The following is a 25,734-nucleotide window of genomic DNA, read 5'->3' as shown; positions in this document are numbered from 1 at the left end:
ACCCATCAATCGGCGTCCCACGGGTTGACGAAGGAGGCGCCTGTGTCGTCAAAATCCTTCACATTGCGGGTCACGAGGATGAGGTCGTGAACAATGGCGGTGGCGGCGATCCGCCCCCACTCGACCGAAATCGGATCGGTGACGGGAAGAATGCGGTCGGCATGATCGTGGCGGAGCTTGCGCAGCCATTCCGCGAGGTGACCGGCCGTTTTGGGATCGGCCTTCTGCTTCAGCGCGATGCCGCGCATGATCTCGCCGAGGGTAAGGGTGCTGAGATGGACGCTGAGCGGATCGACGCGGCGCAGCCAGGATAGCGCCGGAAGTGAGCCGCGCCGGGCTTCCGAGATGACGTTGGTATCGAGCAGGTACATCAGAGCGCGACGTCGCGGCTGGGGGCGCTGGCGCGCCGATCAACGGCATCGGCGAGGTCTGCGTCCCAGGCGGGGCCGGCGAGCAGATCGTCGACCAGGCTGGGGCGGCCGGCACGCAGGGCGTCGTAATCGGCGGCAGAGAGCACGACCGCCGCGCGCTCGCCGCGCAAAGTGACGATCTGCGGTCCCTCAGCGCGTGCTTTCTGCACCACGCGGGAGAACTGGTTCTTGGCATCCTGCAGCGGCCATTCCATCGGCGCAAGCTCCTAGCTAGACTGTCTAGCTATATAAGGGGCGGTTCGCCACCGTCAACGCCACCCCAATCCGATCAAAGCGGGGCGATCTCGACCCGATACGCTCGCCACTCTATATAAAGAGAAAAACAACCGATAATGCAACATTATCGGATATTCATATTCTTCGACAGTACGTGCGGTTAATTGTGCTTATGATGGACTAAAGCGCACATGATCGCTAGGCTTCGGCCATGAATGTCGCGCTGATTCCCCACCCCCTTGCGCCCTTCCCGGTGCCCACTGTCCCCAGCTGGGCGCGGCCGCGCGGCTCGGTGGCGGAGCCCGCCGAAGCCGCTTTTCTCGCCGGTGCGGCGTTGAATTCGCTTGATAATCTGGTTCGCGCGAATCCGCCCTGGGCCGGCGCCTGGCGCCAGCGCCTCGCCCTGACAGGCGCCGCCGCCGCCATGTCCGTCATCGGCCGCGCCGAGGACGAGGCGGGCCTGCGCGATGCGTGGCACCTGCGTCAGCCGGGCGACGATCCCGGCCCGGCCGGCCGTGTTCTCGCCGCCTGGCGCCGCCTCGCTGAGCGCTCCCCGAATGTCGATCTGGAGACCCTGCGCTCGGTCACCGGGCTGCTGGGAATTCGCTGGAGCGACGAGCTGGCGACGCTGCCCGATCAGGTCGAGGTCCTGACCCGCACGGGCGCTCCCGCGCCCTTCGCCGCCGCCGCGATCCTGCGCGCCGTCGACACAGCCGCGCCGGGCGCCGAGCTGCTCGGCTGGTGGCTGGCCGATCAGGTCCTGGCGCTGCGCCTGCGCTGGCCGCTGCCAGTGCCGCTGCTGATGGCGGAAGCGCAGGGCGCCGCGTTTCGCCGCGCCGGCCGGGGAGGGCGGTTGCGCCCGGCAGACAACGGCTTTGACGCCGCCATCTGCCTCGCCGTGGTGCACGCCGCCGCGCGGGCCCTGCGCTGCGCCGCCGAGATTGCCCCCCGCGCCGCCCGGCTGCAGGCGGTAATGCCCAAGTTGCGCGCCAAGGGGGCGGGGGAGGCGATCGCCCTTCTGCTCGACGACGACGCGGTGCCAGGCACACTGACGACACCGACCCTCTCGCGCTGGGCCGCGCGGCGTTTGTTTGAGCGGCTGGAAGCGCTGGGCGCGGTGCGCGAGCTCACCGGGCGCTCCAGTTTCAAGCTCTACGGGCTCTGACATGGCCCGGCGCGCGAGAGCCCCGGTGAGCTTCGATCTCGATCTGGCACATCTTCCGCCCGAGCTGCGCTGGCGCGAATGGATGGGGCGGGTCGAGGCGGTGATCTTCGCCTCCCCCACACCGGTGACCCGCGAGGTGCTGGCCCGCGTGGTCGGCCGCGACTGCAATCTCGACCTCATCATCGACGACATCCGCGCCGAATTGCGGGGCCGGCCTTATGAGCTGGTGGCGGTTGCCGGCGGTTGGCAGCACCGCACCCGCAAGAGCTTCGCCGATGCCATCCAGCTGGCGACCGGGCTGGGCACCACCGAGGCCAAGCCGCTCTCCCCGTCTGAAGCGCTTGTTCTGATGGGCATCGGCTATTTCCAGCCGATCACCCGCGGCGCGCTCAGCCAGTTCTTCGGCAAGGAGATCAGCCGCGACGTTATCGGCCATCTGCGCCGTCTCGGCTTCATCGCCGCCGGCCCCCGGGCGCCGCAGCCCGGCGCGCCCTACACCTATGTGACGACGAAGGCGTTCCTGAGCCATTTCGGGCTCAATACGCTGCGCGACCTGCCGGACATGGATGCGCTGGAGGACGCCGGGCTGCTCAGCAAGGAGAGGCTGCTGGCGGGGGGTATCCCGCTCGGGCTGATGGCGGACGAGCCAGACGAGGAGGAGACCGAGGACGTTGAGACCGACGAGGAGAGCTGAAGCTCCCGCTATGCCTCGCAGAAGCCCACGACCATGGCGGTTGGTCCTTCGGCAGGTAAACAGGTTCACCTGTGCAGGGTTGGACAGGGCGAGTGTACTGCAGGGGCTTGTCGTCAAAAGATCAGTTGAAGGGAGCGTGGGCTATGTGGCAGTGGCTGGTGAACTTATGGCGCTGGCTGACCGGGCTGGGTCTGCGCCGTCCTGGCGTTCCGCCGGAACGCGCCCGGTTGTTCGCACCAGTTCCTATCGCCTGCTACGAAGGCGATGGCGCCCCCCCGCCGATGTCCTGGAAGGCCTGCCACCCTCGCACGGTACACCGCTTCAAGGCACATATGACCTGCGCGTGGGGACACCCCATCGTCCTGAAGGACCACGCCGTCCGATCCGACGGCGCCGTACGCCCAAGCGTCGTCTGCCGCACGCCAGGCTGCCGGTTCCATGAATTCGTGGTACTGACCGACTGGCACGGCGGCGACCTCCCCGCCTAGGCGGCCAGCACCTCCGCCGGCCCGGCCAAAGATTCGGGCAGCAGTTCGACACCATCGTCGAACGCGTAGACCTTCGTCACGCGCTGACCATTCCATGTGTAGCGGTAGTGAACGGTCTGCAGGGAGCGGCCGAGGACACCGGCCTTCAACACAGAGATGCAGACTGACGAGGGCCGCTCGGGGGCGAGATACAGCACCCCCTCGGCCCCGGCCGAAATGGTCTCGCCGATCTTCCAACGCGCCTTGCGCCCCACCAAGGACGAATCCCGCAACAGCGTGAGATCGACATCTCGAAGATCAACGAACTCGCCCTCGATCGGTGTCTTCAACATGCGCATGTCGAGGCCAATCGGCTTCTCCTCAGTCCGGGCGAGAAAGACCTCGCGCCTCGCCACGGAGACCGCCAAAGCGGTTTGACGGGAATCACACAGTTCCAGACACGGGCGTTCGGGCGGGAAAAAGCGGCTTCCCTCGGGATTGGAATAGGCGAACGGCGCGTGGTTCCAGTTCTGAAGACGTGGCGAATCCGGAGAGAGGCCGAGGCTTAGCCCCATCAGGCGATGGGCTGACTGCAGTCGCGGGTTGGTCAGGTTCTCGATCGCGACCAGTGCATCGAGACGATCCTCGGCGACCACGTCTTCGTAGATTGAGACCGGCGGAAATCTCGACGGAATCAGGCGGAAGCCGTCGCCCCGCCATCGCACGTTCGGCCGATCACCCGCCTCGCTGCGCATCAAGATACCATCTCACCTTGTAGAGATCTACAACCCCACCCGTCAGCATCACGTCGAGCGCGCTAACGCCGTCGAAATAGTCATTGCTGTGCCGAATCCAATCGCACCCGCGCGCTTCATTTGTGAAGAGAATTGCCAGTGACTTCCAGATGCCGAGGATTTGGGAAATCCGTTCCGTAGTGTCGGGCGGAACCGCGCCCCCATCCTTTTTCCATTTGAAGAAGGTCGATCGACCCGGCGAGCCTAACAGCTTGATTTGCTCATCGGTGGTTAGGCGCCACTTTTCCGCAATGGCGAAGAACGCCTCTAGCTCAACAGGAATCCTTGATGGCCCGGCGCCCGCACGGGCGTCGACCGACATGTTTTCCATTTTTGCCCCTCCTTCAGTCCGCTTTTGGACTTGACGCGCGCATGAGTCCCGATCCATACAGTCCATATCAAGACTCTTGGGCCAAACTAGTCCAAGGCGCCTGGGTGTCAAGAGTCGGGGCCGGCCATAGCCGGCTCGGCAATCCCATGGAGGCGAAGATGGATAGCAAGACTGTGGAGCTGATGGCGAACCGGCACCAAGTGACGGTGAATGGCCAAGTCTACGGCCCGCACGATGCGGAACAGACGGGCCGTGAGCTTCTGACCCTGGCGGGGTTTGCGCCTGCGAGCGAGTACCAACTGATCTTGGTCCGCGCCAACCGCACCCGCCTCATCGGCCTCGAAGACAAGGTCAACCTGAAGGCAGAAAAGGGCGCCGTCTTTCGGGCATTCGAGGGTGATCGGTCGTACAGCTGGACGCTTGACGAGATCGGCCAGGTCTGGGGCGCGCCGACCCTTGACGTCGATGAACTGACCAGTCTGTTCGAGTTTAGCCCCGACAATGAACTGGTGCTTGAGCGCCACGACGAGCCGGACGTCGTCTTGCGGCCGGGCGGCGTGATCTCTTTCGAGGAGAAGGGCGTTGAGCACATCGTCACCCGGCCCAAGAAGCCGGACGTCGTTCTGGTGACCGTGTTCACGACGGCCGGCATCTTCCCCGCTCAGGGCGCGGTCCGCGCGCGCCCGGGCGAATTGGTCAGCACGGTGTTGGAGCGCGCCGCCAAGAAGTTGAAGCTGCAGGACACCTCCACGTGGGTGGTGACGGTCGATGGCCGCACCATCAACTCGGGTCTGACCTTCGCCCAAAATAGCCTCTCCGGCGCCGTCGAGCTCGATTGGAGTCCGCCGGAGGGGGGTGGCGGCCGTGCTTGAGGCGTTGTCGCGCGGCGCGTTCGATCGCGAACTCGCCCTTCTCGACGACCGTCTGATCGCACGCCGGGGCTGGACCGTCTTGACGGCCCAGTTCCCGGTGCTCGACGTGGTCTTTAACCACCACAGCCGCGTTCCGGTGCGCCTTCGCTTCACCTGCGATGGCTGGGACGACCAGCCGCCGGCGATCGAGATCCTAACGGCGGATGGGCAACATATTCCGTCCACGCGCGAGCCTGGTAGTCCCTACGAGTACGTGTTCACGGGTAGCATGAGCATCTTCAACTCCGGCCCGCACGAGCAGCACACGCGGCCATTCATCTGCATGCGCGGGTCTCGCGACTATCACAACCACTCCGGCCATAGCGCCGACCACTGGGACAACTACCGCGGCCAGTCGGGCAATGGCCTTCTAGGCCTGCTCGAACAGCTGTGGCGGGTTTGGAAACGGGCCGCTGACCAATGACTCCGCGCATCCTCCCAACTGCGGTGCTGCACGAGACCCTCGGCATTCTGCGCAATGGCGGTGAACTCCGATGCGAGCGTGTCGCCCTATGGCTTGCAGCAACCACGGGCGGTTCCGTCCTGGGAGAAGTCTACGAGCCGTATCAGGAAACGGCGCGCGACTACTTCCATCTTCCGCCCGAGAGCTTGCAGGCGCTGATGGCGAGTCTGAAATCGGGTCGGCTCAAGGTCGCCGCCCAGATCCACACCCATCCGGCCGAAGCGTTTCACTCACAGGCCGACGCCAAGTGGGCGATCGTGCGTCACAGCGGTGCCCTTTCGCTGGTCCTGCCGCGCTTCGCCGCGACCACGACCGTCGCCACCTTCCTTGAGGAGGTGAAGATCTTCGAGTTGTCGGAGACTGGAGAATGGATGCTGACACCCAACCATGGCCCGGACGCGCGCCTCCTGGTGCGTCCATGAGCGGCGCGGCTGAAAACGCACGCATGCTCGCCGCCCTCCTAGGGGTCGAAGAGGACGAGGCGGCAGAGCGTCTGCAGCGTCGCGTCCTGATCACCGCCGACGATGGGCCGGCGGCCGGGTGGGCGGCGGAGATCGCCACCATGCTCGAGCGCACGGTTCTGCTGACCAACGATCCGGCCCAGGCTGATGTCGAATTGCTCGTAGGCGGTGCTGCGGCTAGGGCCTCGGCGCCGGCCGTCTATGCCGCAATCGACGCCGAATGCGCGGTCGTCTCGCGGGCGCCCGTCGGGCCGCTTGGCGCTGAGCCGCCGCATCCCTTGTTCGCCATGATCTGCGCCTGTGGCGCCGCGGCGGTGGTGCTCAACGTCGTCGTCGACGATGCTCGCCTTCCGCCGACGCCCGATCCATTCGAGGTGCGCCTGGCCGACCTCGGCCTGCCCGCACTTCGCGGCCTGGCGCCGATCGACTTGAGCGGCGCCGTGCTGGTCGGCGCCGGCGCCGTGGCTCACGGATTCCTCAAGGCGCTGCGGCATCTGCCGGTGCAGGGACGCCTTGATGTGGTGGATCCGAAAAACGTCGGCTCGGGCAATATCAATCGCTGCCTGTACTTGAGCGACGGTGATGTCGGTGATCCAAAGGCTACCGCCCTCGTGGCGCATGCCGCGAGCGATTTCCTCCATCTTGAGCTTGCGCAGGAGATTCTTGAGTTCAAGGATTACGTGGCCAAGCTTCCAAAGGTGCCTCTGGCCATCGTCACCGTCGACAGCCGCCGCGCCCGCCGCCAGCTTCAGAAGTACGTGCCGGGCAAGGTACTCGACGCCTCGACCACCGATGTCCGGGGCGTGGTGGTCCACTCGCATATCCAACCGACGGCCGGCGCATGCCTCGCCTGCATCTACCAGCACATCCCGGACGAAGCGGCCCGAGAGCGGTCCATCGCCGACGGCCTGGGGATCTCACTCGACGAGGTGAAGCAGGGCTTCATCGACGGCGCTGTCGCCGAGAAGATCTGTCAGGCCTACCCGTCGCTGGATCCAGGGAAGCTGGTCGGCAAGGCGTTCGACACCTTGTTCCGCGAATTGTGCGGAGAACAGGCTTTGCGCACGCCCGAGGGGCGGCAGGTGCTCACCCCGTTCGCCTTCGTGTCGGCGCTTGCTGGCGCGCTTCTGGCGGTCGAGCTGGTGCGGCAAGCAACCGGGCGGGCCGAGACCAACTACTGGCAGGTGGATCCCTGGCGTGCCCATCTGCCGCGGATGCGCCGCATGCGGTCGAAAATCCCCGACTGCGAGTTCTGCTCCCGCCCGGAGGCCGACACCGCGGTCCGCCACCTCTGGGGCTGAACACGTACTCATGCCAAACTGTGAACACGTCCTCGTCGAAGGCGCATACTTGTCTTGAAGCCCTGCTCCTGAGATGGACCAGGAGCTCCAGCACGGACAAGCCCGCTGAACGTAAGGGGAGTCGCGACGGTCGAGTTAAGAACTGGCTGGCTTCGCCAAGTCCCATTCTTCGGGAGCGGTGGACGTATCCTCCCGGGGAAGGTGCGCCGTGCTCAGCTCAGATGGCCGCGCGGCCGTGCGTTCCTTCCTTTGTTGACGCGAGCAGATCTGCCTCACCCGGGTTGGGCCGATGCCGAACTCCCGTCCGAGACCAGCATAGGTTTCGCCGGAGAGATGTCGTTCATATAGCTCGCGAGCACGTTCATCGAGATTGTGCAGACGGTTCTGCTCGCGATCGAATTGGTCGCGCTCTTTGCGGGTCCAAACCTTGTAGCTCTCGGTGTTCCGTTGGCGATTGCGGATCCGGACGACGTATCGACCATCGACAATGGCCCGAATTTCGTAGGAGCCGTTCCTGAATGCGATGACGTCGCCCAGTGACATTCCCAATGCTCCGCCTTGACCGATCCGAAGCAGGCTTCATCTGCCCCTCGCGTGTTTCTGAAACATAACCCAACGTGTGTGAACTGGAACAAATCAGAAACAGAGCCGCAGGGCGATTTTGTTGACCACTGCGGCGACCAGCATGTCAGATCGGAGAAAGCACCGAGGACATCCACCATGCCAGATCGTTGGGGGGCGGTTCCACAATCGGCGGGCGCATTGGCGAGAAAGTCGGAACCATCCGGCCATAAACGTCGGTCATGGCGCGCGTGGTGACATTGATGATCTCGTTGGGGGCAAGCGAAGGAGGCGTAATTTTTCAACAGCGGGTGTGGGTTGTGGCCGTCACACCCGGCAGGAAAGCTGGGAATCGCGATCAGCGGCGGGCTGATTCCACTGGCCTTGACGCCTAAACTCGTTCTTAACTTGTTCTTGGGGAGAAAGGCCTATCTCTCGGGAGTGCTGTTCGAACGCCGCGAGAGGAATCCTGTGCTGCGATCCTGGGCAAACCGATATCTGGAGCTACGCAGCGTTTCGCTGCGTTGAGATGTCATGACGACCGCGCAGCAACTGATTTCCCTCCTCAAGAGCCACGTCGAAGGTGACGATGAGCAGTTCCTGACGATCGCCCTACAGGCAGCTGCCAGCGAGGCGCGCCGGGGCCACGGCAAAGTCGCATTGCAGCTTCGCGAACTTGTTGATGCCGCGCGTGCCAACAAGGAGCGGTCCGCCAAGCGAAGGGCGACTCCCATCCCCTTGGCGCAGCCTCGGGGCGACCTCGCAAATCTGATCGCCGTCCGGTACGCGGATGTCAGGCTGTCGAGCATGGTGCTCCCCGAAGCACTTGACGAGCGGCTTCGCCGTGTTCTTCGTGAGCAGCGTCAGAGGCATCGGCTTCTCAGTCGCGGGCTGGCACCGCGCCGTAAGCTGCTGCTGATCGGTCCCCCTGGTTCCGGCAAGACGATGACGGCTTCGGCCTTGGCGGGGGAGCTGCACCTGCCGCTCTTTACGGTCCAGCTTGACGCACTGATGACAAAGTTCATGGGCGAAACGGCATCGAAACTTCGCATGGTGTTCACCGCAATGGTCGAAGCAAAGGGCGTCTATTTTTTCGACGAGTTCGACGCCATCGGCGCCCGTAGGACGGAGCGCAATGACGTCGGCGAGATACGCCGCGTACTCAACTCCTTCCTGCAGTTTCTTGAGGAAGACGAAAGTGAGGGGTTGGTGATTGCCGCCACCAACCATCCCGAGTTGCTCGACCCCGCTCTGTTCCGCAGGTTCGACGATGTGATCGAGTATGCGCTTCCGAGCGCCGAGGTCGCGAAGCGGATCCTCCAGGCGCGGCTGGCGACATTCGACACCGAAGGATTGGATTGGGGCGCGGTAGTCAGCGAAGCGACGGGGATGAGTCAGGCCGAAATCTCACGGGCTGCAGCTGATGCGGCCAAGCTGGTCGTTCTTGAGGATCGAGATCGTATCACATTGCGGGATCTCACAGCGACCATCGCGGAGCGCAAGGGAGCTGCGCATCGGTAAATGGCAGACGATCCTCTGCGCCCACTCCCGCATGTCTATCTTCCTGGCAACGGTGTCGCACAGGACTACACGGCTCACCGTGGTGGCGGTGGTTCGTCGCCGCCGCAGCGCGACAGAGCTAAGCATGCAGAGAAGCTGGCCACGGCACTGACGGTGGCCTTGGCTGGCGCCGAAGCACAGCTCCGTGCGCGTGAAGATGGTCTTGCCGTCGGAACGCCGGGCTTCTATCTCCAATTCGATCTGCCCGCAGCTCAGGCCGAGATCGTTGACAAGCTCGAAAATCGGCAGGGAAAGTTCCCGATCGAGCTGGTAAGTGTACGGCCAGGTACCGCCGACGGTACGACGGTTGCCGCTACCGTCTTCGTCCCGGAAAAGCAGCGCGACTATTACCTCAAGAAGGTCGCCGATTATCGGGACAAGGACCGCATTCGCAAGCGCGAGGTCGACGGTCAGATCATAGAGGAGGCGACCGGTCCAAAGAATGAGGTCCTGGTCGCCTCTATCGAGACCGCGCGACTGGCGGTCGCCCGGTCGCTCTACACTGACGATGAAGCCCTCTTTCCTCTTCCGGGCGTCGCGATCTGGTGGGAGGTTTGGCTGCGACTAGGCACGAAGGAGCGCTTCGTTGCCACGGTGGGACGTCTCGCGCTTCCAATGCGCCAGCACGCGCTGGCCTTTCCCGAGCGAGAAGTGGTCATTGTCCACGGCACGGCGGAGGCGTTAGGGCGCATCGTCGCCAATACTGACACGATCGCCGAGCTGCGCACGGCGCGCGACACGCCGTCCTTCTTCATGGCCATGGACGGCGCTGAACAACGGGCTTGGGCTGCGGAAACGGCGGATCGGATAGTTGCTCCCGCCGCCGATGTACCGGCCGTCTGTCTCCTTGATTCCGGTTCGACCCGCCGACATCCGCTAATCCGGCCGGGACTCGCCGCGGTTGATCAACAGGCTTTCGATTCAGGCTGGAACGTCGAGGACGTGAGCAACCAGGCGCACGGTGGCCACGGCACCCAGTTGTCAGGTGTAGCGCTCTACGGGGATCTGATCGACGTGCTCGCTAGCAACGGGCCAGTGGCGCTGCGCCACAGGCTGGAATCGGTCAAGGTGCTGCCCGATCATGGTGCCAACGATCCCGATCTCTATGGTGCGATCACCGCGCAGTCGATCTCTCGTGCCGAGATCGTCGCGCCGAACCGCCCCCGCGCGATATGTCTCGCCATCACCTCGGAAGGCGATTATTGGCGGGGCCGGCCGTCGTCCTGGTCCGCTGCCCTCGACACGCTTGCATTCGGCGCCGACAACGCGCCTCGCTTCATCGCTGTGTCGGCTGGAAATATCCGGGACGACATCCATCGTGATGACTATCCCCTCCGAAACGACACAACGCCGATCGAAAGCCCCGCGCAGGCCTGGAATGTCCTGTCCGTCGGTGAACCGCCCCGGCTTTGCCGGAGACCCCAACTCCTGAGAGGATGGGGCTATGACGAGCAAGACGACGAACAAGTTCTCGCCTGAGGTGCGCGCTCGCGCGGTGCGGATGGTGCTGGATCATGAGGCTGAGCATCCGTCGCGCTGGCAGGCGATTGTGTCGATAGCGGCGAAGATTGGCTGCTCGGCACACTCACTGAACGAGTGGCTGAAGAAGGCTGAGGTCGACGCCGGTAAGCGGGCCGGGGTGACGACGGATATGTCTGCGAAGCTGAAGGCCCTTGAGCGCGAGAACCGCGAGCTGCGGCAGGCGAACGAGATCCTGCGCAAGGCATCTGCATATTTCGCCATGGCGGAGCTCGACCGCCGGTCGAAGACATGATCGCGTTCATCGATGATCATCGCGGTGCGTATGGGGTCGAGCCGATCTGCAAGGTCCTGCCGATCGCCCCATCGACCTATCATGCGCATGTCGCCCGGCGGCTTGATCCGTCGAAGTGCTCGGCACGGGCGCTACGGGACGCGGCCTTGCGGCCCGAGATCGAGCGCGTGTTCGCCGAGAACTTCGAGGTCTATGGAGCGCGCAAGGTCTGGCGACAGATGATGCGCGAAGGGTTTGACGTTGCCCGTTGCACCGTCGAACGGCTGATGCAGGGCATGGGCCTCGCTGGTGTGATCCGCGGCAAGCCGGTCCGCACGACCATCTCGGACAAGTCGGCACCGTGCCCGCTCGACCGTGTGAACCGGGTGTTCCATGCGCCGGCGCCTAACCGGCTCTGGCTCTCGGACTTCACCTATGTCAGCACCTGGGCGGGCTTCGTCTACGTCGCCTTTGTGATCGACGCCTATGCTCGCCGCATCGTCGGCTGGAGGGTGAGCCGGACCGCGCATGCCAGCTTCGTGCTTGATGCCCTGGAGCAGGCCCTTCACGAGCGACGGCCCGCCCATCGCGGCGGCCTGGTGCACCATAGCGACCGCGGTTCGCAATATGTGAGCATTCGCTACACCGAACGGCTGGCTGAGGCCGGCATCGAGCCCTCCGTCGGCAGCGTCGGTGACAGCTATGACAACGCACTCGCCGAGACGATCAACGGCCTCTACAAGGCCGAGGTCATCCATCGTGGGGGGCCTTGGCGATCCTTCGAGGCCGTCGAGTTCGCCACGCTGACCTGGGTCGACTGGTTCAACCATCGCCGGCTCCTGGAGCCTATCGGCAACATCCCGCCGGCCGAAGCCGAGGAGCGCTACTACGTCATGCTCGGTGAGCAGCAAATGGCGGCGTGACTTAAACCAAATGGCCTCCGGTGAAACCGGGGCGGTTCAGTAGCGTGACTTTTTCCCTGGGAGGTAGATCGCACATTTGTCGCGCGTGGCGTCGTCGATCGTGAAGTCGGCCGGCGACTGCCCGCCGAGCTCAGGGCGGGAACCCCGCATCCAAAGATCCGCCCGTTCAGGGGCGACGTAGCGGCTGCGAGCGAGGGCCTCGAGCTCTCGGACGGCTTTATGCTTGCGCTCGCGGGCTTGCTCCTCGATCCTGAGCTGGTCCGCTTTTCGTCCGAGAGCATGGATTGCGTCGCGAAGCCCAGTTTCGCTCCGCGCGGCCTCCAGTGGAGTCTGGCCGTCCAGAGCCGCATCGCCGGTGCTCAGCCAGATTTCATAACCTTCACCCAGGTTCGCGGCCGCGAGCTTCTCGAGCCGGACTACCCGCGCTTCGGCACCGGCCTTCTCCTTCTCCCGCTTTTCCCGTTCTCTGTCTTCGGCCTCGAGGCGTTTCCTCTTCAACGCGCGCTCAAGCTTCCCCTCACATGGGAGCCCAAAAAGCTCGAGGTTGGCACGAGGCGAAAAGCGGATTTGGGTGCCGATGTTGGACAGTTGATGGCAAAGCGCCGTCCATTCAGGCTCACTGCCGTGGATCGAGTCCGCGACGGACTGTCCACGATCCGATAGTTCGGCCTGGATCCATGTCTCGAATGAGAAGCCGCGCGTTTCCTCGTCTGGCAGGCCAAGAAGCAGCTCTGATACGATGCCCCGCATTTCGGCCAAGCGCTTCGAAGGGCGCGCCCGCAACTCCTTCGCTTCGTGAATCCTTTGCCGCAGCAGACCTGACGTCTTCCAAATCTCTGAGGGCGCGGAGTGTACAAACCCGAGCCGCTCCAGTTGGCGAAGATAGCTCTCAACGGATTCTGCGGGGGATGCGAACGGCAAGCCCGCATCCTTCAGGGCTTTGGCAATGTCCTCGGAGACCGAGCAGAAGCGCGGGTCGATCCAACTCCGCCTGACCAGGGCGGCGACGGCCGTTCGCGTTCTAAAGGGTTGGGATTTCGATTGCAGCAGGTCGAGGACAATTGCACCTTGCCACTCGGCGAGCGGGACCGTGAAACATCCGCTTCCGTTGACGGGGAGGTTGATCAGAGCATCCAAGCCGTCCTGTCGCAGGATAGCCTCGCACTCCCCACTCCCCCCTTCGCGAGCCGGAAGGCGGTGCCAATAATTTCGACGGTGCTCGTCGATGTACTTTTGCCGATCTTCGACACGTTGGCGCGCCCTCTCCTGCAAGCGGTTCCGGGCAGCGGGCTCGTGCGGATTGTGAAGCCAGATCCTGGGGGCGTTGTAGAGGATGTCGTCGGCTAGCTCATCCAATGCTTGATCCCGGTAGGCGGACAGGTCGATCTCGATCGCCCCGACATTCATGGTCTGGATGCGCGCGATTTTCACGTCATCGCAGGGGTGAGTGACTTTGAATTCAACGATGAGACGCCGATCCCGCAGTATCAGGACTACGTCCGGCACAATCGACCCATCCTTGGTTTCAAGAATGGCCTCGTCGAATACGAGTCTCGTTGCCCGCACCACAACTTCGGTATCGTCTCGATGCGAAATGAGGAGCTCGGGAAGCGCGATCTCCAGTCGCTCGTCGAGAACCTGTTTCGCTAACTTGTGGAGGGCCGTTTCGCCCGCGGACGTGCATGAAGCACCGTCGCGAGCAAAATGATGCGCGAAGTGGTGTGCTTGCAGATCCCCCTTCTTTGCAACCATTCGTCGGTCGCAGCCGGGGCATACGCATTGGCAGGCTAGCCCCGATGGCACGTCGTCGATGTGTCGAAGTGAACCATCAGCGGCTTCCGCAACCAGAACGCCGCCTTGCTCCGTACAATCGAAGAGCTGACCAAGCCGTATGCGTGTCATGCGTCCACCACTCCCTTGCGACAAGACGGTGGAATGAGCCATGGAGCGCCTCGCCATGGGCTGCGAATTTCGGATCCATCGGGTCTACCGGTTGTCCATCGCGACATCTTCGAGGTACTGATGCCACCCGCACATGTCCTCGATCGGCTCGGCCATGATGTCCTCCAACTGGTCGATCTCCCTTCTGATCCGGTCAAAGCTCCCCAGCGCGATGTACGCCTTGCGTTTCGTGCTGATCGATGTCGCCTGCTTTCGCCAACTGTTGAAGGGCAATATTGGGTGTTTGGGGGTCCAGTTCGGTAGAAGGCGTGCGTTGAGGTCTTCAAGGACCCTCATTCCCCGCGCCATCGCGAGTTGCTCATCATCGAGTGGCTTCGGCTCGAGACCCTTCGCCTTCAGCTGCTTATCGTGATCGCGGCGATGGCGGCGAATTGCCGTCAGAGTATCGGCCTCGAGTTGTACCGTCCGCAGGGTCGCAGTAGGATCGTCCGTCCCCGAACGTCCCCTCGCGATAATGCTGAAAGATGCCTCAGCTTCGTCGACCCTTGCGAGAAGGTGCCTACTTAGGGCCTGCTCGATGGGCGCCGGCGGCGAGGGACATTCGGCAACCCATCGGGCGCGCAGCCCCGCAATATCTACTTTCGCACCGTAGCGTTTCGCGGTAGCCAGCTCAGGCAAGAGGCGCCGCGCGGCGTCGGTGATGATCTCAGGCTCCCAACCCAGGTGGCGTTGAGTGCCGAGCAGTGGCTCAAGCAGCTCGGCGGCCAAGTGGAAATACAGGTGGGCGAGCTGGCCGATGACCGGATCGTCGCGCAGGCCGACATGGTAAAGTTGATTCCTGTAGCCGTGCAGGGTCGTGATTGCCTGAGCCTGCTCAGCCCGGATATGGCCGAGGTCCCGGAGGAGCCCGAGTTTCCTGTCGAAGGCGCGTCCCCGCGCGTCATTCCTTTGTTCCTGGGTCAGCCCGCGCGGGGTTCGGCCGCGGTCATCGGCTAAGAGATCAGTGCATTTCACATGACACATCAGCTCCAGGCCGTTGTCGACGAGGATCAGAGCGATGCGGCCATTGAGCGGGTGATTGATAGCCAGCTCGCTCAGGGCGCGGTCTAGCTGCTCGATGATTGTAATAACCGATCGCAAGTCTCCCCCTCCCACTATGCTCCGAGTGATGTCGCTTCGAAGGCAGGCTGCTGTGAGCCAAGCGTTGCGCGATCGTAGTGTCGTATCCAGCCAGTGTTTTGAATAATTCGTGCCCGATGGGTTCAAATTGGTGCAGTTTACACTGCCATCGAGTTCTCTCAGCCGTGAGTCCATTTCCGGTTCGCGGAATCAAACTGAACCGTTTGGAAGCGAAATTGGGCCTCCAGGCGATAGGGCAGGGGTGGTCCTCCCGCCGCGTTGCGGCGTGACCTGGCTCTATGCGCCACGCGCACCGAGTCACCAGCTGCGCCGGCGTCTCGTCCCTCTCGGGTGACGATCCCTTGCCCAAGGCGATCAGAGCGCGCCGAGGCGCGCCAGCTCTTTCGTAAAGAAGATGGGACCAGGGGGCGCTGCCCCCTCATCCCCAGCAAGGGCGATGACGCCAACCCCCAGCATTCGGCCGCAAACCGGCCTGCCATGCCGGCGCGTAAACGCGCCGCCCTCCGGGTGGGCGGTCCCCCCCGTCATCATCCCCCTTGCCCCCCAACTCCCCCGGTCTCCGCGACCCTCAGGAAGCAGGACGCAGCCTGCTTCGCAGCGAAAAAGGGGAAGACAGATGGCAAAGGCAAAGCTCACCACCGAAACCCGGACGGACATCTATCAGACCGTCACCAATGCCATCATCGCCCAGCTGGAGGCCGGCACCCGCCCATGGGCGAAGCCGTGGAAGGCGGGCAGCACCCCGCGCCCGCTGCGCCACAACGGCGTGCCCTATTCCGGCATCAACACCCTGTTGCTCTGGATGGAAGCGCAGGCGAGGGGGTATTTGTTGAATTCCATTGAGATCTGACCCGTCTGCCGGGGATTTTTCCATCGAGAAGTGACCCATGTTTTCACCACGTCTCACGCGGGCTACGCGGGGGACAGCGGAGTGATCGACATGGAGTTATTGAGCGTCATCAGACGCTGGCATCATCGGGATCGTCGCTCGATCCGAGAGATATCCCGCAGCACCGGCCTCTCGAGGAACACCGTGCGCAAGTATCTGCGGGCGGACAGCGTCGAGCCNCAGTTTCAGGCTCCTGACCGGCCGAGCAAACTCGATCCCTATGCCGACAAGCTTGCGGCGATGCTGCAGGTCGAGGCTGGCGAGTCGCGTAAGCACAAGCGCACGGTGAAGCAGCTGCACGCCGATCTTGTGACGCTGGGCTATGAGGGATCGTACAATCGGGTGGCGGCCTTCGCCCGGGACTGGAAGGCAGCCCGGCTGCGCGAGCAGCAGACCAGCGGCCGCGGCACCTTCGTGCCGCTGGCTTTTGTGCCCGGAGAGGCCTTCCAGTTCGACTGGTCTGAGGACTGGGCGATCATCGCCGGCGAGCGCACCAAGCTGCAGGTCGCTCATGTGAAGCTGTCCTACAGCCGCGCCTTCATGCTGCGCGCCTACCCACTCCAGACCCATGAGATGCTGTTCGATGCCCATAACCACGCCTTCCGGGTTTTCGGCGGCGTGCCGCGGCGGGGCATTTACGACAACATGAAAACGGCCGTCGACAAGGTCGGCCGTGGCAAGCAGCGCCAGGTCAACATCCGCTTCTCGGCCATGGTGAGCCACCTCCTGTTCGAGGCCGAGTTTTGCAATCCGGCCTCGGGCTGGGAGAAGGGGCAGATCGAGAAGAACGTACAGGATGCCCGCCATCGGCTCTGGCAGCCCCTGCCCAACGTCCCGTCCCTGGCAGCCTTGAATGACTGGCTGGAGAAGCGATGCCGGGAGTTGTGGTCACAGATCGAGCATGGCTCGCAACCCGGTACGATCGCCGATGTGTGGGCCGAAGAGGTCCGGCACCTTATGGCGATGCCCCGCCCCTTCGACGGCTTCGTCGAGCACACCAAACGGGTGACGCCAACCTGCTTGGTTCATCTGGAGCGCAATCGATACAGCGTGCCGGCGTCCTTCGCCAATCGACCCGTCAGCTTGCGCGTCTATCCCGACCGGATCGTCATCGTCGCCGAGGGGCACGCGATCTGCGAGCATCGCCGAGCCTTTGTCCGATCTCATGATCGCCAGAGCCAGACGATCTACGACTGGCGGCACTATCTGGCGGTCGTCCAGCGCAAACCCGGAGCCCTGCGGAACGGGGCTCCCTTCGCCGAGATGCCAACTGCCTTCCGTTCCCTCCAGCAACATCTGCTCAAAACACCGGGTGGCGACCGCGAGATGGTCGAGATCCTGTCCCTGGTCTTGCAGCATGACGAACAGGTCGTGCTCACGGCCGTCGAGTTGGCATGCAAGGCCGGCGTGCCGACCAAGACCCACATCCTCAACCTTCTGCACCGACTGATCGATGGTACGCCGCTGACCACACCAACGATCGACGCCCCTCAGGCCCTCACGCTGACCACCGAACCGCAGGCCAACGTCGAACGCTATGACGCCCTGCGGCGGGCCAGGGAGGTGCGCCATGCGTCATAATCCGGCCAGCGGGGCTATCGTCATCATGTTGCGCAGCCTCAAGATGCACGGCATGGCCCAAGCCGTTAGCGAACTGACGGAACAAGGCTCTCCGGCCTTCGAGACCGCCATGCCGATCCTATCGCAGTTGCTGAAGGCCGAGACCGCCGAGCGGGAGGTCCGATCAACGGCCTATCAGCTCAAGACCGCACGCTTCCCGGCCTACCGCGACCTCAATGGCTTCGACTTCGCCAGCAGCGAGGTCAATGAAGCACTCGTTCGCCAGCTCCACCGCTGTGAGTTCCTCGACGAGGCCCATAACGTCGTCCTCGTCGGCGGTCCCGGCACCGGCAAGACGCACATCGCAACGGCGCTGGGCGTTCAGGCCGTCGAGCACCATCACAAGCGGATCCGCTTCTTCTCCACCGTCGAACTCGTCAATGCCCTCGAACAGGAAAAGGCCCAGGGAAAAGCCGGACAGATCGCCACCAGGCTCGCGCACTCCGATCTCGTCATCCTCGATGAGCTCGGCTATCTGCCCTTCAGCGCATCAGGCGGCGCCTTGCTCTTCCACCTGCTGAGCAAGCTTTATGAGCGCACCAGCGTCGTCATCACCACCAATCTCAGCTTCTCGGAATGGGCCACCGTCTTCGGCGACGCCAAGATGACCACGGCCCTGCTCGACCGCCTTACCCATCACTGCCACATCCTGGAGACCGGGAACGACAGTTTCCGTTTCCGGAATAGCTCGGCAAAACCCGCCAAAACAACCAAGGAGAAATCCAGGAACTTGACCGCCACCTGACCACAGACCACCATCCGGCCGGGTCACTTCTCAGTGGAAATCCAGGGTCAAATCTCCGCGGAAATCAACAGGGTATTCCTCGAATTACTGGATGACCTACCGACAGGCCCAGGAACTCGGCGCCCAGGTGCGCAAGGGCGCCCGCTCATGCGTCGTCGTTTATGCCGGCGCCATCGAGCGCAACGAAGTCAACAATGACGGGGAAGAGGTGGAAACCCGCATTCCCTTCCTCAAGACCTATAACGTGTTCAACGCCGAACAGATCGACGGACTGCCCGAGCACTACACGGCCGCGCCCGTTGCGCATGTTCCGCCTGCCGGCCGCTATCAGGTCGCAGATACCTTTGTCGCGAACACCGACGCTCTGTTGCGTCACGGCGGTTCCCGCGCGTTCTACAGCCCGGCGATTGATCTTATCCAGATGCCGCCCTTTGAGGCATTCATTGACGCCGAGAGCTATGCCGCCACACTTCTGCACGAGCTGGTGCACTGGAGCGGCGCAAAGCCGCGCCTCAATCGCGACTTTGAGGCCAAGCGTTGGGGGGATGCCGGATATGCGGCCGAGGAACTGGTCGCCGAGATCGGCGCGGCCTTCCTCGCGGCCGACCTCGAAATCACTCTGGAACCCCGCGAGGATCACGCGGCCTATGTGGCAGCCTGGCTGAAGGTGCTGAAGGAAGACAAGCGCGCCATTTTCACAGCCGCCGCGCACGCCGAACGGGCCGCCGGCTATCTCCACGGCTACCAGTCCGCCGCAACGGAGGAGGCCGCTTAACAGCGGCCTCCCAGGCGAGGGAAGAAAAAACGGCCCCGCTCACGCGGGGCCGTTTCCTGTTGCGTCCATGTCTAGATCGACTCTCAACATAAGTCCCGCAGAAAATGGCGATGAAGGCGCCAACTTACTGTATAGCCTTCCCGATTTATTGCCTCTATGTGACGACTTCCTCACGTTCCCTATTGACTGCCAAACGGCAGAAACACCGATAGTAGGGACATCTGCGATGAAACTCATAGTCGCCACGCTGGCCGGCCTGGCATTGTCTACCGTGGCCGCGCCTGCCTTCGCCCAGAGCACCGGATCGGCGTTCAATGACATGTGGGGCGCGGACTATTCGGCCGCGCCGTCCAATTGGACCGGCTCCTATATCGGCATCGCCGCCGGCTACGCCGGCGCGAGCGCTTCACAGAGCCTGAGCGTCGCCCCCTTCGACTTCGCCGCTCACACCTCCCATTCCGATGGGGGGGCGATGATCGGCGGCTATGCCGGCTACAACTATCAGTTCGATTCCTACGTCATCGGCGCTGAAGGTACGTTCACCTATCTCGGTCAGCGCCTGGGTGGCGCATTCCCGGCCGATATCGACTGGCAGTTCGGTTTGGCCGTGCGCGCCGGCTACGCCTTCCAGGACAACACCCTTCTTTTTGTTCGCGCCGCGTGGGCACTCACAGATGTGCGCTTCGCGAAGCTCGGCGAGCTGGCCGGAACCGCCTACACCGTGAAGGACGGCTATCGCAGCGCCCTCCAGCTCGGCGCCGGCGTCGATATCAAGCTCGATCCGAACTGGATCCTGCGCGTCGAAGGAAACTACACCTTCGAGGGCGGCGACGCCGAAATCATCGACTACAGCAGCGGAATGAGCGTGAAGCTCGATCCCTCGCTCTACGATGTGCGCGCCGGCCTAGCCTATCAGTTCTGATGCGAGGGCGGGTAGAGGATCACCGGGCTCACGCGCATGGTGGCGCAGTATGCCCGGTCCATCAGGCTGAAATGGTCGGGCGGGCAATTATTGCCCGCCGCGCGCCAATCGCGCGCGATGACGAGCGCCTGGTCCTCGACACGGTCGCTGGCCGGCAGCGAGCGGATGCCGGCCAGCGTGATCATCGCTTCGACCTTGTGGCGGGCGTGGCCCGGCTCGATGCCGGTCCGCTCCATGAGCAAGACCGCCCCGCGATATGCCGCGCTGCTCGACGTGTAGACGCGCGAGGCCGCCTCGATGGCCGAGCACAGATCATCCGAGCACGGCTCGCTGGCAAGAATGGTCGCGAAGGTCACGCCCGGCACATAGAGGGAAGTGGCGGACGTGCCGACCGGCACATGCCCCGTCAGTCGAGGGCCATCAATCTCGGCTTGCAGCGCCAGCAAGCGCTGCTTCAGCGGCAGCGCCTTCACGCGGCTCTCCAGCATGAACCGGGCGGACTCCCGGACCACGTCCGTCAGCCCCATTCCCATCTCTCTGGACAGGCGGCGCACCACACGATCGGTCTTCTCGCAACGTACATGGAACGCCATGTTGTACTCCTGCTGCTAAGCGCCCAGACGACCGGACGGCGTCACTTCAAAAAGATCGCTCAGTATCGTGGTCAGCATCAGAAGATCGTCATGCCAACGTTCATTCGCACGGCGCTTATCCTTGATATACCGATAAGCCATATACACGCTTGTGCTGTCCCGCCGACCAATTGCCGCCGCGATGGTCTTGGCCGTCTCTTTCGTCAGCCGCGCGGCCAGGGTCAGCGCGACATAGCGGAAGGGCACGAGAGCGTCATCAGTGACCCGGCGCGTGACGGCGCTCGATCCGACGAGGGCTGCACGGCTCAGCCCGTAATAGAGCGTCGTAACCGCGACAATGTCCTCGATCGCCAGCGGCCGCCGGTGCTCATTGCTCCAATGTGCCGCATAGACGGCGGAGACGCCCGCCGCAGGCATGAGAGGCGGCAGGACGGAGCCCGGCACTCGTGCCGGACGCATGACAACCCCGCAACGTTGAGAGCCCGGCGAAATCTCCGGGTGATAGTAAATCTCTATAGGGCGACTGATCCGGGTACGCGAAACAACCGTCGCGTTAACGCCACACGCGGCCATCTAACGCACTCCAATCAGATGTGCGTGATATCGCAATATTGAAGCCTTTCTAAAGAATGAAAACTGCATGAGCGCAACCAAATTATACCTTGCCAAGGTCCCGTCGCCCGGTCGATTAGCTTGCTTCACATCTTGCGCGGCGGTTCGCGTGGAGCGTTCCGAGCCGTGCTGGACAACAACAAGAAATCACCCGCCAACTGAAATCCACGCCGATCGCCTTTGGTTTCTGAACAGGGGGCTCCCGTTCTTCGACCGATTTACGGCTGATAATATGCATAGGAGATTCGCATGCCAATCCCCCAGACGGCGGATACCCGCCAGATGTCCAGGACGTATATGATGAGATTAATCAATCTCATCATGGAAAATCGTCGCCCGGGGGAGACCGCAAGTCGGCGTCTAAAGCAGGCCGGTCTTATGTCGTGTATCTACACGATGCATCTCGCGGGCGAGGCCGTGACTGTGACAAAGCTGTGCGAGAGGGTGAAGGCGCCTCGTAATGTCGTGGTCGAGATCGTTAAAGCGCTCGAAAGTCGCGGCTTTCTGACCTACAAGACCAATTTACACGATGGCGGGCGCGGGCGCGTGTACGTCTATTCGCTCACAGAGAAGGCCGCAGCGCTCGTCAGCGTAGCCGAATAAGATGTATATGAGGTTAATATGTCACACCGAGCCGGGCGGATAATGCGGGCGGGTGTGGATAAAGAGCTACCGCAGTGCCTGATTATTCCCGTTGGTTTCGGGAAGTAATGGCCGGCTCGCCGGGATGTCCTTTTCAGGATCATCCCGGCCATTGCAGCGCATTTCCTTGCGGCATAAGGCCCCGGCGGGCAGGGTAGTCAAAAGACAGTGGCGCCGCCCGTGCTGCGGCGCGTCCAAAGGTCAGTTCCCACGCCGCTTTTCGTCAAGGGAAGGGCATAGGCCACATCGCTGTACGTCTGATCCTCGGTGAAGGTGAAGGGCGCCCAGGGCAGGGCGTTCCATATCCGCGCCAGGAGAGAGCTGTGCGGCAGCGTCACCTTTGCCACGAGAACATTCTTATCCGAGCTGGCATAAGCGGCGGCGCCCGCCGGGAAGGCGAATGGAGCGCCGCGCACTAGAGCCGCGCCGTTGCTGGCGCTCCAGCGCACCTTGAGGCCATCCCCGGCGTTTCCCACGCTGCTCAGCACCACTGTCGGGGCGCCGTCCATGGGCTCCAGCATGGTCGCGGTCATGGCCCGATAGCTGTTCCAGCGAGCATCGTCGATGGTTGCATCCATGGATGCCAGCCGCGCCAGCGCGTTCGCGGCCCAGGCCACCTTGTTCTGGACGATCACCGTCTCGGCAAGGAAGTTGCCGCCGACGAAGACCAGCACAAGAACCGGCAGCATGAGGGCGAATTCCACCGTGCCGACGCCGCGCTCGTCCGAACCTAATTGTCTGAGATATCGCATCGTGGTTGCTCACAGCGGGGGTGCATAGGGGTCGATCCGGAACACGGCCTGCGCGGTAACGATCCGCTGGCCGCCAGGGCCGGTGATCAGGTCGGGCAGGAAGCCGGTCAGCGACGGCAGCGCCAGGACGGCCCGCACGAGCATGCTGTTGCCGGCGACCCCGTTCCCGGCTCCGAAGGCGTCATCGTCGACAGCGCCCTCGTCGTCGAACATGGACGGGACCGGTGATCCGTCGATGATCCGCACATCGAGCTTGAGGGACGCAGCGCACGCGGCTTCACCCACCAGGACCAATGTGCCCGAGCAGATGGCCTGGCGCGCCAGAGACCGCGCGTCCTCCGCCGATAATCCCAAAGCCTCGCCGCGCTCGATCGCGCGCACGGCATTGGAGGTGTTGGACTGCAGAACCTGTTGAGCCAACAGGACCAGCCCGATTTCGATAATCCCGACGATCACGACAACCAGCGGAATAAAAAGCAGGCCGAACTCTACGAGCATCGACCCCGATTCCTCGCGCTGCAAGCGCGCGAAAGCTCGCATTGCCATCGCATCACCTCGCAGCGGCCGCAGCGGCATTCGTCCGCTCTTGCACCTGTGCGCCGATCGGTATCGTCACCTCCGGCGCGTCGCCGATAGACTGCGTCGGCGCACAACGCGGGTCGCACGCGAAGGTCGCGCGCTTGTCTCCATGCGTCACCGTCACGAGGCCGGGGGCGCGCACCACGCGCACCTGCGCGCTTTTCACGGTGTCTCCCGATTCCGTCAGGAACAGCACGTTGGTCGCGCCAAAGCTCCGGCCGGTGAAGATCGCACCCTGCCGATCGAGGGTGAACACCACATCCGTGATCGCCGGGTTTCCGATGACCACGGTGGAAACCCCTGAAGGCACCGCGAACACGCGGGCCTCATCGACCGGGATCTCCACCTTTCCACCGAGCGCCGGCGGTGCCGCCGTGCCCGTGGACTGAGCTGCCGCTGGCGCCGCCACAAGCGCCGCCGACAGCATAATGACCGCATGCTTCATCATGTCAGTGTCCTCTCAATGTTGAAAATCCGACTGATACGGCGCCGTCTAGCCGACGTTGTCGTATAGGCTAGACGAGACGCAAATCGGCTATCCAAGAAAATCAGCATTCCGAACCTGTATAGCCTATGCCGCTGCGTTGACCCGTCCAACGTCTCGCGAGTAGGCATGAATACGCCTGATAAGAACAGGCGAAACACCCACCTATACAGGAGACGAGAATGAAGAATGTCATCAACGGCGCCAAGAAGGTCCTCGGCGACGAGTCCGGTGCGGCCACCGTCGAATACGGCCTCATCACCCTCGGCGTCGTCGCCGCCGTGACCGGCGCCGCCGGTGCTTTCAAGGGCCAGATCACCGCGCTCTTCACCGACGTCGGCACCACCCTGACGGCCGCGCAGACGACCGCCAAGGCCTCGTCCAACTGACGCCGACATACCCACCATCGAGCGCGGAGCCGGGTCCTCGTGGACCCGGCAACGCCCTTCAAGGAGCGCGAGATGACAGACCTTACCGCCTATGTCCGACGACTTCTGAACGACGACACGGGAGCCGCGACGCTCGAATACGGCCTGGTGATCATCGCCGTTGTCCTGATCGCCGCCGGCGCCATCAGCATGATCGCCGGTCGCTACGACGAGCCGCTTAACGCTGCGGCGCAAGACATCGCCACATCGCGCGAGTCCCTGTCCTACAAGCCGTAAGAGCTTCCATCTCCAGATCGTCACGAACCACAACAGAGCTTCCGCATGGCCGCGCTTTTCCCAAAAGTAGTCTTTACCGGCCTGCTGCTCGTCGCTCTCGTGATCGACATTCGATCACTACGCCTGCCTAACCGCGTCGTTTTTCTCATCATCGGCGCCTTCATCATCTGCGCGCCGCTTCGGCAGCTCTCCCTTGAAGACACGCTTATCCATATCGCCACGGGCGCCGGGCTGTTCGCCACGTTGTTCGTCGTCGCCCTCGTTGGCGCCCTGACCTCCAGCCTGCCGCTGGGGGGAGGGGACGTTAAATTCGCCGGGGCGATCGGACTTTGGCTCGGCTTCGGCCATCCGTTCTTTGTCTTCGTCGCCTGGCTGCTGATTTTTCTGGTGGCGCTCATCGCCTTCATCGTCGCCCTGGCGATGTCGCGTCAGCTCCCGTTCGTGATGCCGCTTACCGGCATTGTGTGGGTCGATGACGTCACCCTCGGCGCCGTGAGCATCCGCAAGGCGCGCGTTCCCTTCGGCGTGCCGCTCGCTCTCGCGGCCATTGCCGCCACCTGGCTCAGTTGAAATAGAGGTGCTGCGTGAACCTTAAGCGCATCGGCGTCTTCGGCGCCTCGTTGCTTTCCGGTGTCGCCGCTTATGCGGTCCTCGCCTCCGCTCCGTCAGCCCCAGGGCCAGCGGTAACGGTCCAACCCGCTCCCTCGGGCCGCGTCGAAGGTCCGGCGACCGTCGATCTTCTTGTCGCCGCGCGAGAACTTCCCATAGGTGCGAAGCTCGCCGCGAGCGATGTGCGCTGGGTGAAGACCGTCGAGGGTTCGCACCCCGCGACCGCCATCCTTCACAGATCGACGGACGACGCGGCCAAGATCGAGGCCGATATCGTCGGCAGTATCGCGCGCCAGAGCCTGCTGGCGGGCGAGGCGATCAGCCGCCAGCGCCTCGCCAAAGGGACCGGGAGCCTTCTCGCCTTCAGCCTGCCGGATGGCAAGCGCGCCGTCGCCGTCGACATTGACGCGCGCGGTAGCCGCTCCGCCGGCAATTTCATCATGCCGGGCGACCATGTCGACGTGCTTGCCGTCGAAGCGGGCGGCGCCGGTAGCGCGAAGGCGGCCACCACGCTCATGCGCGATATCCGCGTCCTCGCGGTCGGCCCCAATCTCGGCGCCGACGCCATGGGCGGTACGCCGGTCACGGGTGACACCGTCACGCTCGAACTCGACCCAGCACAGGCCGAGCGGATCGCGGGCGCCGCCGTCGGCACCATCAAGCTCGCCCTGCGCCCGCGCGGCGAGGCCGGCGACGCCTATGCCGGCACCAACCTTCAGATGATGACCGTCCGCTACGGCATCGCCCGTAAGCAGTGAAGCCGAGGAATCGCAG

Annotated in this window: 31 protein-coding genes, 1 pseudogene and 1 other annotated feature; of the genes and pseudogenes, 20 read left to right on the top strand and 12 right to left on the bottom strand. The window is 63.4% G+C overall.

Features of this window, described 5'->3' with window-relative positions:
- Positions 1–5 precede the first annotated feature (5 nt).
- Together A3M1_RS0124540 and A3M1_RS0124535 are read right to left on the bottom strand one after the other, a co-directional pair.
- Positions 6–371 (bottom strand): type II toxin-antitoxin system VapC family toxin, encoded by a 366-nt coding sequence (locus A3M1_RS0124540; protein WP_018391640.1) that lies wholly within the window; start codon positions 369–371, stop codon positions 6–8.
- On the bottom strand, positions 371–625 hold the full coding sequence (locus A3M1_RS0124535) for a type II toxin-antitoxin system Phd/YefM family antitoxin (protein WP_018391639.1): 255 nt from the start codon (positions 623–625) through the stop codon (positions 371–373). The genes A3M1_RS0124540 and A3M1_RS0124535 overlap by 1 nt, the downstream gene beginning before the upstream one ends.
- A gap of 233 nt (positions 626–858) precedes the next feature.
- Between A3M1_RS0124535 and A3M1_RS0124530 the strand changes: the two genes are divergently transcribed.
- Both A3M1_RS0124530 and A3M1_RS0124525 read left to right on the top strand, forming a co-directional pair.
- On the top strand, positions 859–1,812 hold the full coding sequence (locus tag A3M1_RS0124530; protein WP_018391638.1) for a DUF1403 family protein: 954 nt from the start codon (positions 859–861) through the stop codon (positions 1,810–1,812).
- A 1-nt stretch (position 1,813) separates the two neighbouring features.
- Complete coding sequence (locus A3M1_RS0124525) at positions 1,814–2,506, top strand: SMC-Scp complex subunit ScpB (protein WP_039784636.1); 693 nt, start codon at positions 1,814–1,816, stop codon at positions 2,504–2,506.
- 484 nt (positions 2,507–2,990) lie between these two features.
- Here A3M1_RS0124525 and A3M1_RS0124520 read toward each other — a convergent pair whose 3' ends face one another.
- Entirely contained in the window at positions 2,991–3,728 is a 738-nt protein-coding gene (locus A3M1_RS0124520; protein ID WP_018391636.1) for an RES family NAD+ phosphorylase, read from the bottom strand.
- Positions 3,709–4,098, bottom strand: coding sequence for an antitoxin Xre-like helix-turn-helix domain-containing protein (locus A3M1_RS0124515; RefSeq protein WP_018391635.1), 390 nt, complete (start codon positions 4,096–4,098; stop codon positions 3,709–3,711). Before A3M1_RS0124515 ends, A3M1_RS0124520 begins: the two co-directional genes overlap by 20 nt.
- Positions 4,099–4,256: 158 nt before the next feature.
- On the opposite strand from A3M1_RS0124515, the gene A3M1_RS0124510 reads away from it, so the two are divergent.
- Genes A3M1_RS0124510 through A3M1_RS0124495 form a run of 4 tightly spaced genes read left to right on the top strand, consistent with a single transcriptional unit; the run spans position 4,257 to position 7,234 of the window.
- Positions 4,257–4,970 (top strand): multiubiquitin domain-containing protein, encoded by a 714-nt coding sequence (locus A3M1_RS0124510; RefSeq protein ID WP_039784649.1) that lies wholly within the window; start codon positions 4,257–4,259, stop codon positions 4,968–4,970.
- Positions 4,963–5,433 carry a putative metal-binding protein gene (locus A3M1_RS0124505; RefSeq protein WP_026221504.1) on the top strand — a complete coding sequence of 157 codons (471 nt, stop codon included), beginning with the start codon at positions 4,963–4,965 and terminating at the stop codon, positions 5,431–5,433. Before A3M1_RS0124510 ends, A3M1_RS0124505 begins: the two co-directional genes overlap by 8 nt.
- Positions 5,430–5,894 carry a Mov34/MPN/PAD-1 family protein gene (locus A3M1_RS0124500; protein ID WP_018391632.1) on the top strand — a complete coding sequence of 155 codons (465 nt, stop codon included), beginning with the start codon at positions 5,430–5,432 and terminating at the stop codon, positions 5,892–5,894. The genes A3M1_RS0124505 and A3M1_RS0124500 overlap by 4 nt, the downstream gene beginning before the upstream one ends.
- Entirely contained in the window at positions 5,891–7,234 is a 1,344-nt protein-coding gene (locus A3M1_RS0124495) for a ThiF family adenylyltransferase (protein ID WP_157626339.1), read from the top strand. Before A3M1_RS0124500 ends, A3M1_RS0124495 begins: the two co-directional genes overlap by 4 nt.
- 135 nt (positions 7,235–7,369) lie before the next feature.
- Here the strand turns inward: A3M1_RS0124495 and A3M1_RS0124490 are convergent, their stop codons facing one another.
- On the bottom strand, positions 7,370–7,777 hold the full coding sequence (locus A3M1_RS0124490) for a hypothetical protein (RefSeq protein WP_018391630.1): 408 nt from the start codon (positions 7,775–7,777) through the stop codon (positions 7,370–7,372).
- Positions 7,778–8,329: 552 nt separating this feature from the next.
- On the opposite strand from A3M1_RS0124490, the gene A3M1_RS0124485 reads away from it, so the two are divergent.
- The 3 genes from A3M1_RS0124485 (at position 8,330) to A3M1_RS0124470 (ending at position 12,031) form a co-directional block, all read left to right on the top strand.
- Entirely contained in the window at positions 8,330–9,316 is a 987-nt protein-coding gene (locus tag A3M1_RS0124485; RefSeq protein ID WP_018391629.1) for an AAA family ATPase, read from the top strand.
- The gene (locus A3M1_RS25415) at positions 9,317–10,834 is read left to right on the top strand and encodes a S8 family peptidase (RefSeq protein ID WP_245261970.1); all 1,518 of its coding nucleotides are present in this window, start codon (positions 9,317–9,319) and stop codon (positions 10,832–10,834) included.
- Positions 10,800–12,031 (top strand): IS3 family transposase gene (locus A3M1_RS0124470; protein ID WP_085930248.1). Its coding sequence is split into 2 segments (ribosomal slippage): positions 10,800–11,097 and positions 11,097–12,031, totalling 1,233 coding nucleotides; the frame shifts between segments, so codons are not numbered across the junction. The genes A3M1_RS25415 and A3M1_RS0124470 overlap by 35 nt, the downstream gene beginning before the upstream one ends.
- Positions 11,084–11,200 (top strand) — a sequence feature (AL1L pseudoknot). (Overlaps the previous gene by 117 nt.)
- A gap of 36 nt (positions 12,032–12,067) precedes the next feature.
- Here A3M1_RS0124470 and A3M1_RS0124465 read toward each other — a convergent pair.
- Both A3M1_RS0124465 and A3M1_RS0124460 read right to left on the bottom strand, forming a co-directional pair.
- Complete coding sequence (locus A3M1_RS0124465; protein WP_018391627.1) at positions 12,068–13,783, bottom strand: antitoxin Xre/MbcA/ParS toxin-binding domain-containing protein; 1,716 nt, start codon at positions 13,781–13,783, stop codon at positions 12,068–12,070.
- A gap of 234 nt (positions 13,784–14,017) precedes the next feature.
- On the bottom strand, positions 14,018–15,073 hold the full coding sequence (locus tag A3M1_RS0124460; RefSeq protein WP_018391626.1) for a hypothetical protein: 1,056 nt from the start codon (positions 15,071–15,073) through the stop codon (positions 14,018–14,020).
- 616 nt (positions 15,074–15,689) lie between these two features.
- On the opposite strand from A3M1_RS0124460, the gene A3M1_RS0124450 reads away from it, so the two are divergent.
- The 6 genes and pseudogenes from A3M1_RS0124450 to A3M1_RS0124430 all read left to right on the top strand — a co-directional run bounded on the left by A3M1_RS0124450 (position 15,690) and on the right by A3M1_RS0124430 (position 20,024).
- The gene (locus tag A3M1_RS0124450) at positions 15,690–15,923 is read left to right on the top strand and encodes an ArdC-like ssDNA-binding domain-containing protein (protein ID WP_018391624.1); all 234 of its coding nucleotides are present in this window, start codon (positions 15,690–15,692) and stop codon (positions 15,921–15,923) included.
- A gap of 90 nt (positions 15,924–16,013) precedes the next feature.
- Positions 16,014–17,543, top strand: coding sequence for an IS21 family transposase (gene istA, locus A3M1_RS0124445; RefSeq protein ID WP_026221262.1), 1,530 nt, complete (start codon positions 16,014–16,016; stop codon positions 17,541–17,543).
- Entirely contained in the window at positions 17,533–18,327 is a 795-nt protein-coding gene (gene istB, locus A3M1_RS0124440) for an IS21-like element helper ATPase IstB (RefSeq protein ID WP_018388938.1), read from the top strand. Before istA ends, istB begins: the two co-directional genes overlap by 11 nt.
- 76 nt (positions 18,328–18,403) lie before the next feature.
- Positions 18,404–18,565: pseudogene (locus A3M1_RS27120) on the top strand (ArdC-like ssDNA-binding domain-containing protein); the annotation flags it as partial.
- 6 nt (positions 18,566–18,571) lie between these two features.
- Complete coding sequence (locus A3M1_RS0124435) at positions 18,572–19,102, top strand: ArdC family protein (protein WP_256379656.1); 531 nt, start codon at positions 18,572–18,574, stop codon at positions 19,100–19,102.
- A gap of 226 nt (positions 19,103–19,328) precedes the next feature.
- The gene (locus A3M1_RS0124430) at positions 19,329–20,024 is read left to right on the top strand and encodes an outer membrane protein (RefSeq protein ID WP_018391622.1); all 696 of its coding nucleotides are present in this window, start codon (positions 19,329–19,331) and stop codon (positions 20,022–20,024) included.
- Here the strand turns inward: A3M1_RS0124430 and A3M1_RS0124425 are convergent.
- Positions 20,015–20,617, bottom strand: a complete 603-nt coding sequence (locus A3M1_RS0124425) for a type II toxin-antitoxin system VapB family antitoxin (RefSeq protein ID WP_156029692.1) — start codon at positions 20,615–20,617, stop codon at positions 20,015–20,017. The two genes, A3M1_RS0124430 and A3M1_RS0124425, sit on opposite strands and share 10 nt — an antisense overlap.
- Before the next feature lie 15 nt (positions 20,618–20,632).
- Positions 20,633–21,190, bottom strand: a complete 558-nt coding sequence (locus tag A3M1_RS0124420) for a hypothetical protein (RefSeq protein WP_245261968.1) — start codon at positions 21,188–21,190, stop codon at positions 20,633–20,635.
- Between the two features lie 288 nt (positions 21,191–21,478).
- Here A3M1_RS0124420 and A3M1_RS0124415 point away from each other — a divergent pair, with 288 nt between their 5' ends.
- Positions 21,479–21,832 carry a MarR family winged helix-turn-helix transcriptional regulator gene (locus A3M1_RS0124415; RefSeq protein WP_018391619.1) on the top strand — a complete coding sequence of 118 codons (354 nt, stop codon included), beginning with the start codon at positions 21,479–21,481 and terminating at the stop codon, positions 21,830–21,832.
- A gap of 197 nt (positions 21,833–22,029) precedes the next feature.
- Here the strand turns inward: A3M1_RS0124415 and A3M1_RS0124410 are convergent, their stop codons facing one another.
- From A3M1_RS0124410 to A3M1_RS0124400, 3 genes are read right to left on the bottom strand one after another with little or no spacing between them, the layout of a single operon-like run.
- Positions 22,030–22,623 carry a TadE/TadG family type IV pilus assembly protein gene (locus A3M1_RS0124410; RefSeq protein ID WP_018391618.1) on the bottom strand — a complete coding sequence of 198 codons (594 nt, stop codon included), beginning with the start codon at positions 22,621–22,623 and terminating at the stop codon, positions 22,030–22,032.
- Positions 22,624–22,632: 9 nt separating this feature from the next.
- A complete protein-coding gene (locus tag A3M1_RS0124405) occupies positions 22,633–23,199 on the bottom strand; it encodes a TadE/TadG family type IV pilus assembly protein (RefSeq protein WP_018964219.1) in 567 nt (188 codons plus the stop codon).
- Positions 23,174–23,650, bottom strand: a complete 477-nt coding sequence (locus tag A3M1_RS0124400; RefSeq protein ID WP_018391616.1) for a pilus assembly protein N-terminal domain-containing protein — start codon at positions 23,648–23,650, stop codon at positions 23,174–23,176. The genes A3M1_RS0124405 and A3M1_RS0124400 overlap by 26 nt, the downstream gene beginning before the upstream one ends.
- Before the next feature lie 218 nt (positions 23,651–23,868).
- Here A3M1_RS0124400 and A3M1_RS0124395 point away from each other — a divergent pair, with 218 nt between their 5' ends.
- From A3M1_RS0124395 to cpaB, 4 genes are all read left to right on the top strand, one after another.
- Positions 23,869–24,075: a Flp family type IVb pilin gene (locus A3M1_RS0124395; RefSeq protein ID WP_018391615.1), complete on the top strand. Its 207-nt coding sequence runs from the start codon at positions 23,869–23,871 to the stop codon at positions 24,073–24,075.
- A 72-nt stretch (positions 24,076–24,147) separates the two neighbouring features.
- Positions 24,148–24,351, top strand: coding sequence for a hypothetical protein (locus A3M1_RS0124390; protein WP_018964220.1), 204 nt, complete (start codon positions 24,148–24,150; stop codon positions 24,349–24,351).
- Positions 24,352–24,396: 45 nt separating this feature from the next.
- The gene (locus A3M1_RS0124385) at positions 24,397–24,921 is read left to right on the top strand and encodes a prepilin peptidase (RefSeq protein WP_018391613.1); all 525 of its coding nucleotides are present in this window, start codon (positions 24,397–24,399) and stop codon (positions 24,919–24,921) included.
- A 14-nt stretch (positions 24,922–24,935) separates the two neighbouring features.
- Positions 24,936–25,718, top strand: coding sequence for a Flp pilus assembly protein CpaB (gene cpaB / locus A3M1_RS0124380; protein ID WP_245261966.1), 783 nt, complete (start codon positions 24,936–24,938; stop codon positions 25,716–25,718).
- Positions 25,719–25,734: the final 16 nt, after the last annotated feature.

The sequence above is a fragment of the Ancylobacter sp. FA202 genome, from assembly GCF_000380205.1.
GTDB lineage: Bacteria > Pseudomonadota > Alphaproteobacteria > Rhizobiales > Xanthobacteraceae > Ancylobacter.
This window is presented reverse-complemented; position numbering and strand designations above follow the sequence as displayed.

Coding starts and splice junctions, on each gene's coding strand:
- A3M1_RS0124510 (WP_039784649.1), top strand. CDS start 4,257: ATGGATAGCAAGACTGTGGAGCTGATGGCGAACCGGCACCAAGTGACG.
- A3M1_RS0124515 (WP_018391635.1), bottom strand. CDS start 4,098: ATGGAAAACATGTCGGTCGACGCCCGTGCGGGCGCCGGGCCATCAAGG.
- A3M1_RS0124540 (WP_018391640.1), bottom strand. CDS start 371: ATGTACCTGCTCGATACCAACGTCATCTCGGAAGCCCGGCGCGGCTCA.
- A3M1_RS0124430 (WP_018391622.1), top strand. CDS start 19,329: ATGAAACTCATAGTCGCCACGCTGGCCGGCCTGGCATTGTCTACCGTG.
- A3M1_RS0124495 (WP_157626339.1), top strand. CDS start 5,891: ATGAGCGGCGCGGCTGAAAACGCACGCATGCTCGCCGCCCTCCTAGGG.
- A3M1_RS0124525 (WP_039784636.1), top strand. CDS start 1,814: ATGGCCCGGCGCGCGAGAGCCCCGGTGAGCTTCGATCTCGATCTGGCA.
- A3M1_RS0124450 (WP_018391624.1), top strand. CDS start 15,690: ATGGCAAAGGCAAAGCTCACCACCGAAACCCGGACGGACATCTATCAG.
- A3M1_RS0124405 (WP_018964219.1), bottom strand. CDS start 23,199: ATGCCGCTGCGGCCGCTGCGAGGTGATGCGATGGCAATGCGAGCTTTC.
- A3M1_RS0124385 (WP_018391613.1), top strand. CDS start 24,397: ATGGCCGCGCTTTTCCCAAAAGTAGTCTTTACCGGCCTGCTGCTCGTC.
- A3M1_RS0124400 (WP_018391616.1), bottom strand. CDS start 23,650: ATGATGAAGCATGCGGTCATTATGCTGTCGGCGGCGCTTGTGGCGGCG.
- A3M1_RS0124500 (WP_018391632.1), top strand. CDS start 5,430: ATGACTCCGCGCATCCTCCCAACTGCGGTGCTGCACGAGACCCTCGGC.
- A3M1_RS0124530 (WP_018391638.1), top strand. CDS start 859: ATGAATGTCGCGCTGATTCCCCACCCCCTTGCGCCCTTCCCGGTGCCC.
- istB (WP_018388938.1), top strand. CDS start 17,533: ATGCGTCATAATCCGGCCAGCGGGGCTATCGTCATCATGTTGCGCAGC.
- A3M1_RS0124410 (WP_018391618.1), bottom strand. CDS start 22,623: ATGCGATATCTCAGACAATTAGGTTCGGACGAGCGCGGCGTCGGCACG.
- A3M1_RS0124425 (WP_156029692.1), bottom strand. CDS start 20,617: ATGGCGTTCCATGTACGTTGCGAGAAGACCGATCGTGTGGTGCGCCGC.
- A3M1_RS0124520 (WP_018391636.1), bottom strand. CDS start 3,728: ATGCGCAGCGAGGCGGGTGATCGGCCGAACGTGCGATGGCGGGGCGAC.
- A3M1_RS0124420 (WP_245261968.1), bottom strand. CDS start 21,190: ATGGCCGCGTGTGGCGTTAACGCGACGGTTGTTTCGCGTACCCGGATC.
- A3M1_RS25415 (WP_245261970.1), top strand. CDS start 9,317: ATGGCAGACGATCCTCTGCGCCCACTCCCGCATGTCTATCTTCCTGGC.
- A3M1_RS0124415 (WP_018391619.1), top strand. CDS start 21,479: ATGCCAATCCCCCAGACGGCGGATACCCGCCAGATGTCCAGGACGTAT.
- A3M1_RS0124485 (WP_018391629.1), top strand. CDS start 8,330: ATGACGACCGCGCAGCAACTGATTTCCCTCCTCAAGAGCCACGTCGAA.
- A3M1_RS0124395 (WP_018391615.1), top strand. CDS start 23,869: ATGAAGAATGTCATCAACGGCGCCAAGAAGGTCCTCGGCGACGAGTCC.
- A3M1_RS0124535 (WP_018391639.1), bottom strand. CDS start 625: ATGGAATGGCCGCTGCAGGATGCCAAGAACCAGTTCTCCCGCGTGGTG.
- A3M1_RS0124465 (WP_018391627.1), bottom strand. CDS start 13,783: ATGGTTGCAAAGAAGGGGGATCTGCAAGCACACCACTTCGCGCATCAT.
- A3M1_RS0124490 (WP_018391630.1), bottom strand. CDS start 7,777: ATGTCACTGGGCGACGTCATCGCATTCAGGAACGGCTCCTACGAAATT.
- A3M1_RS0124390 (WP_018964220.1), top strand. CDS start 24,148: ATGACAGACCTTACCGCCTATGTCCGACGACTTCTGAACGACGACACG.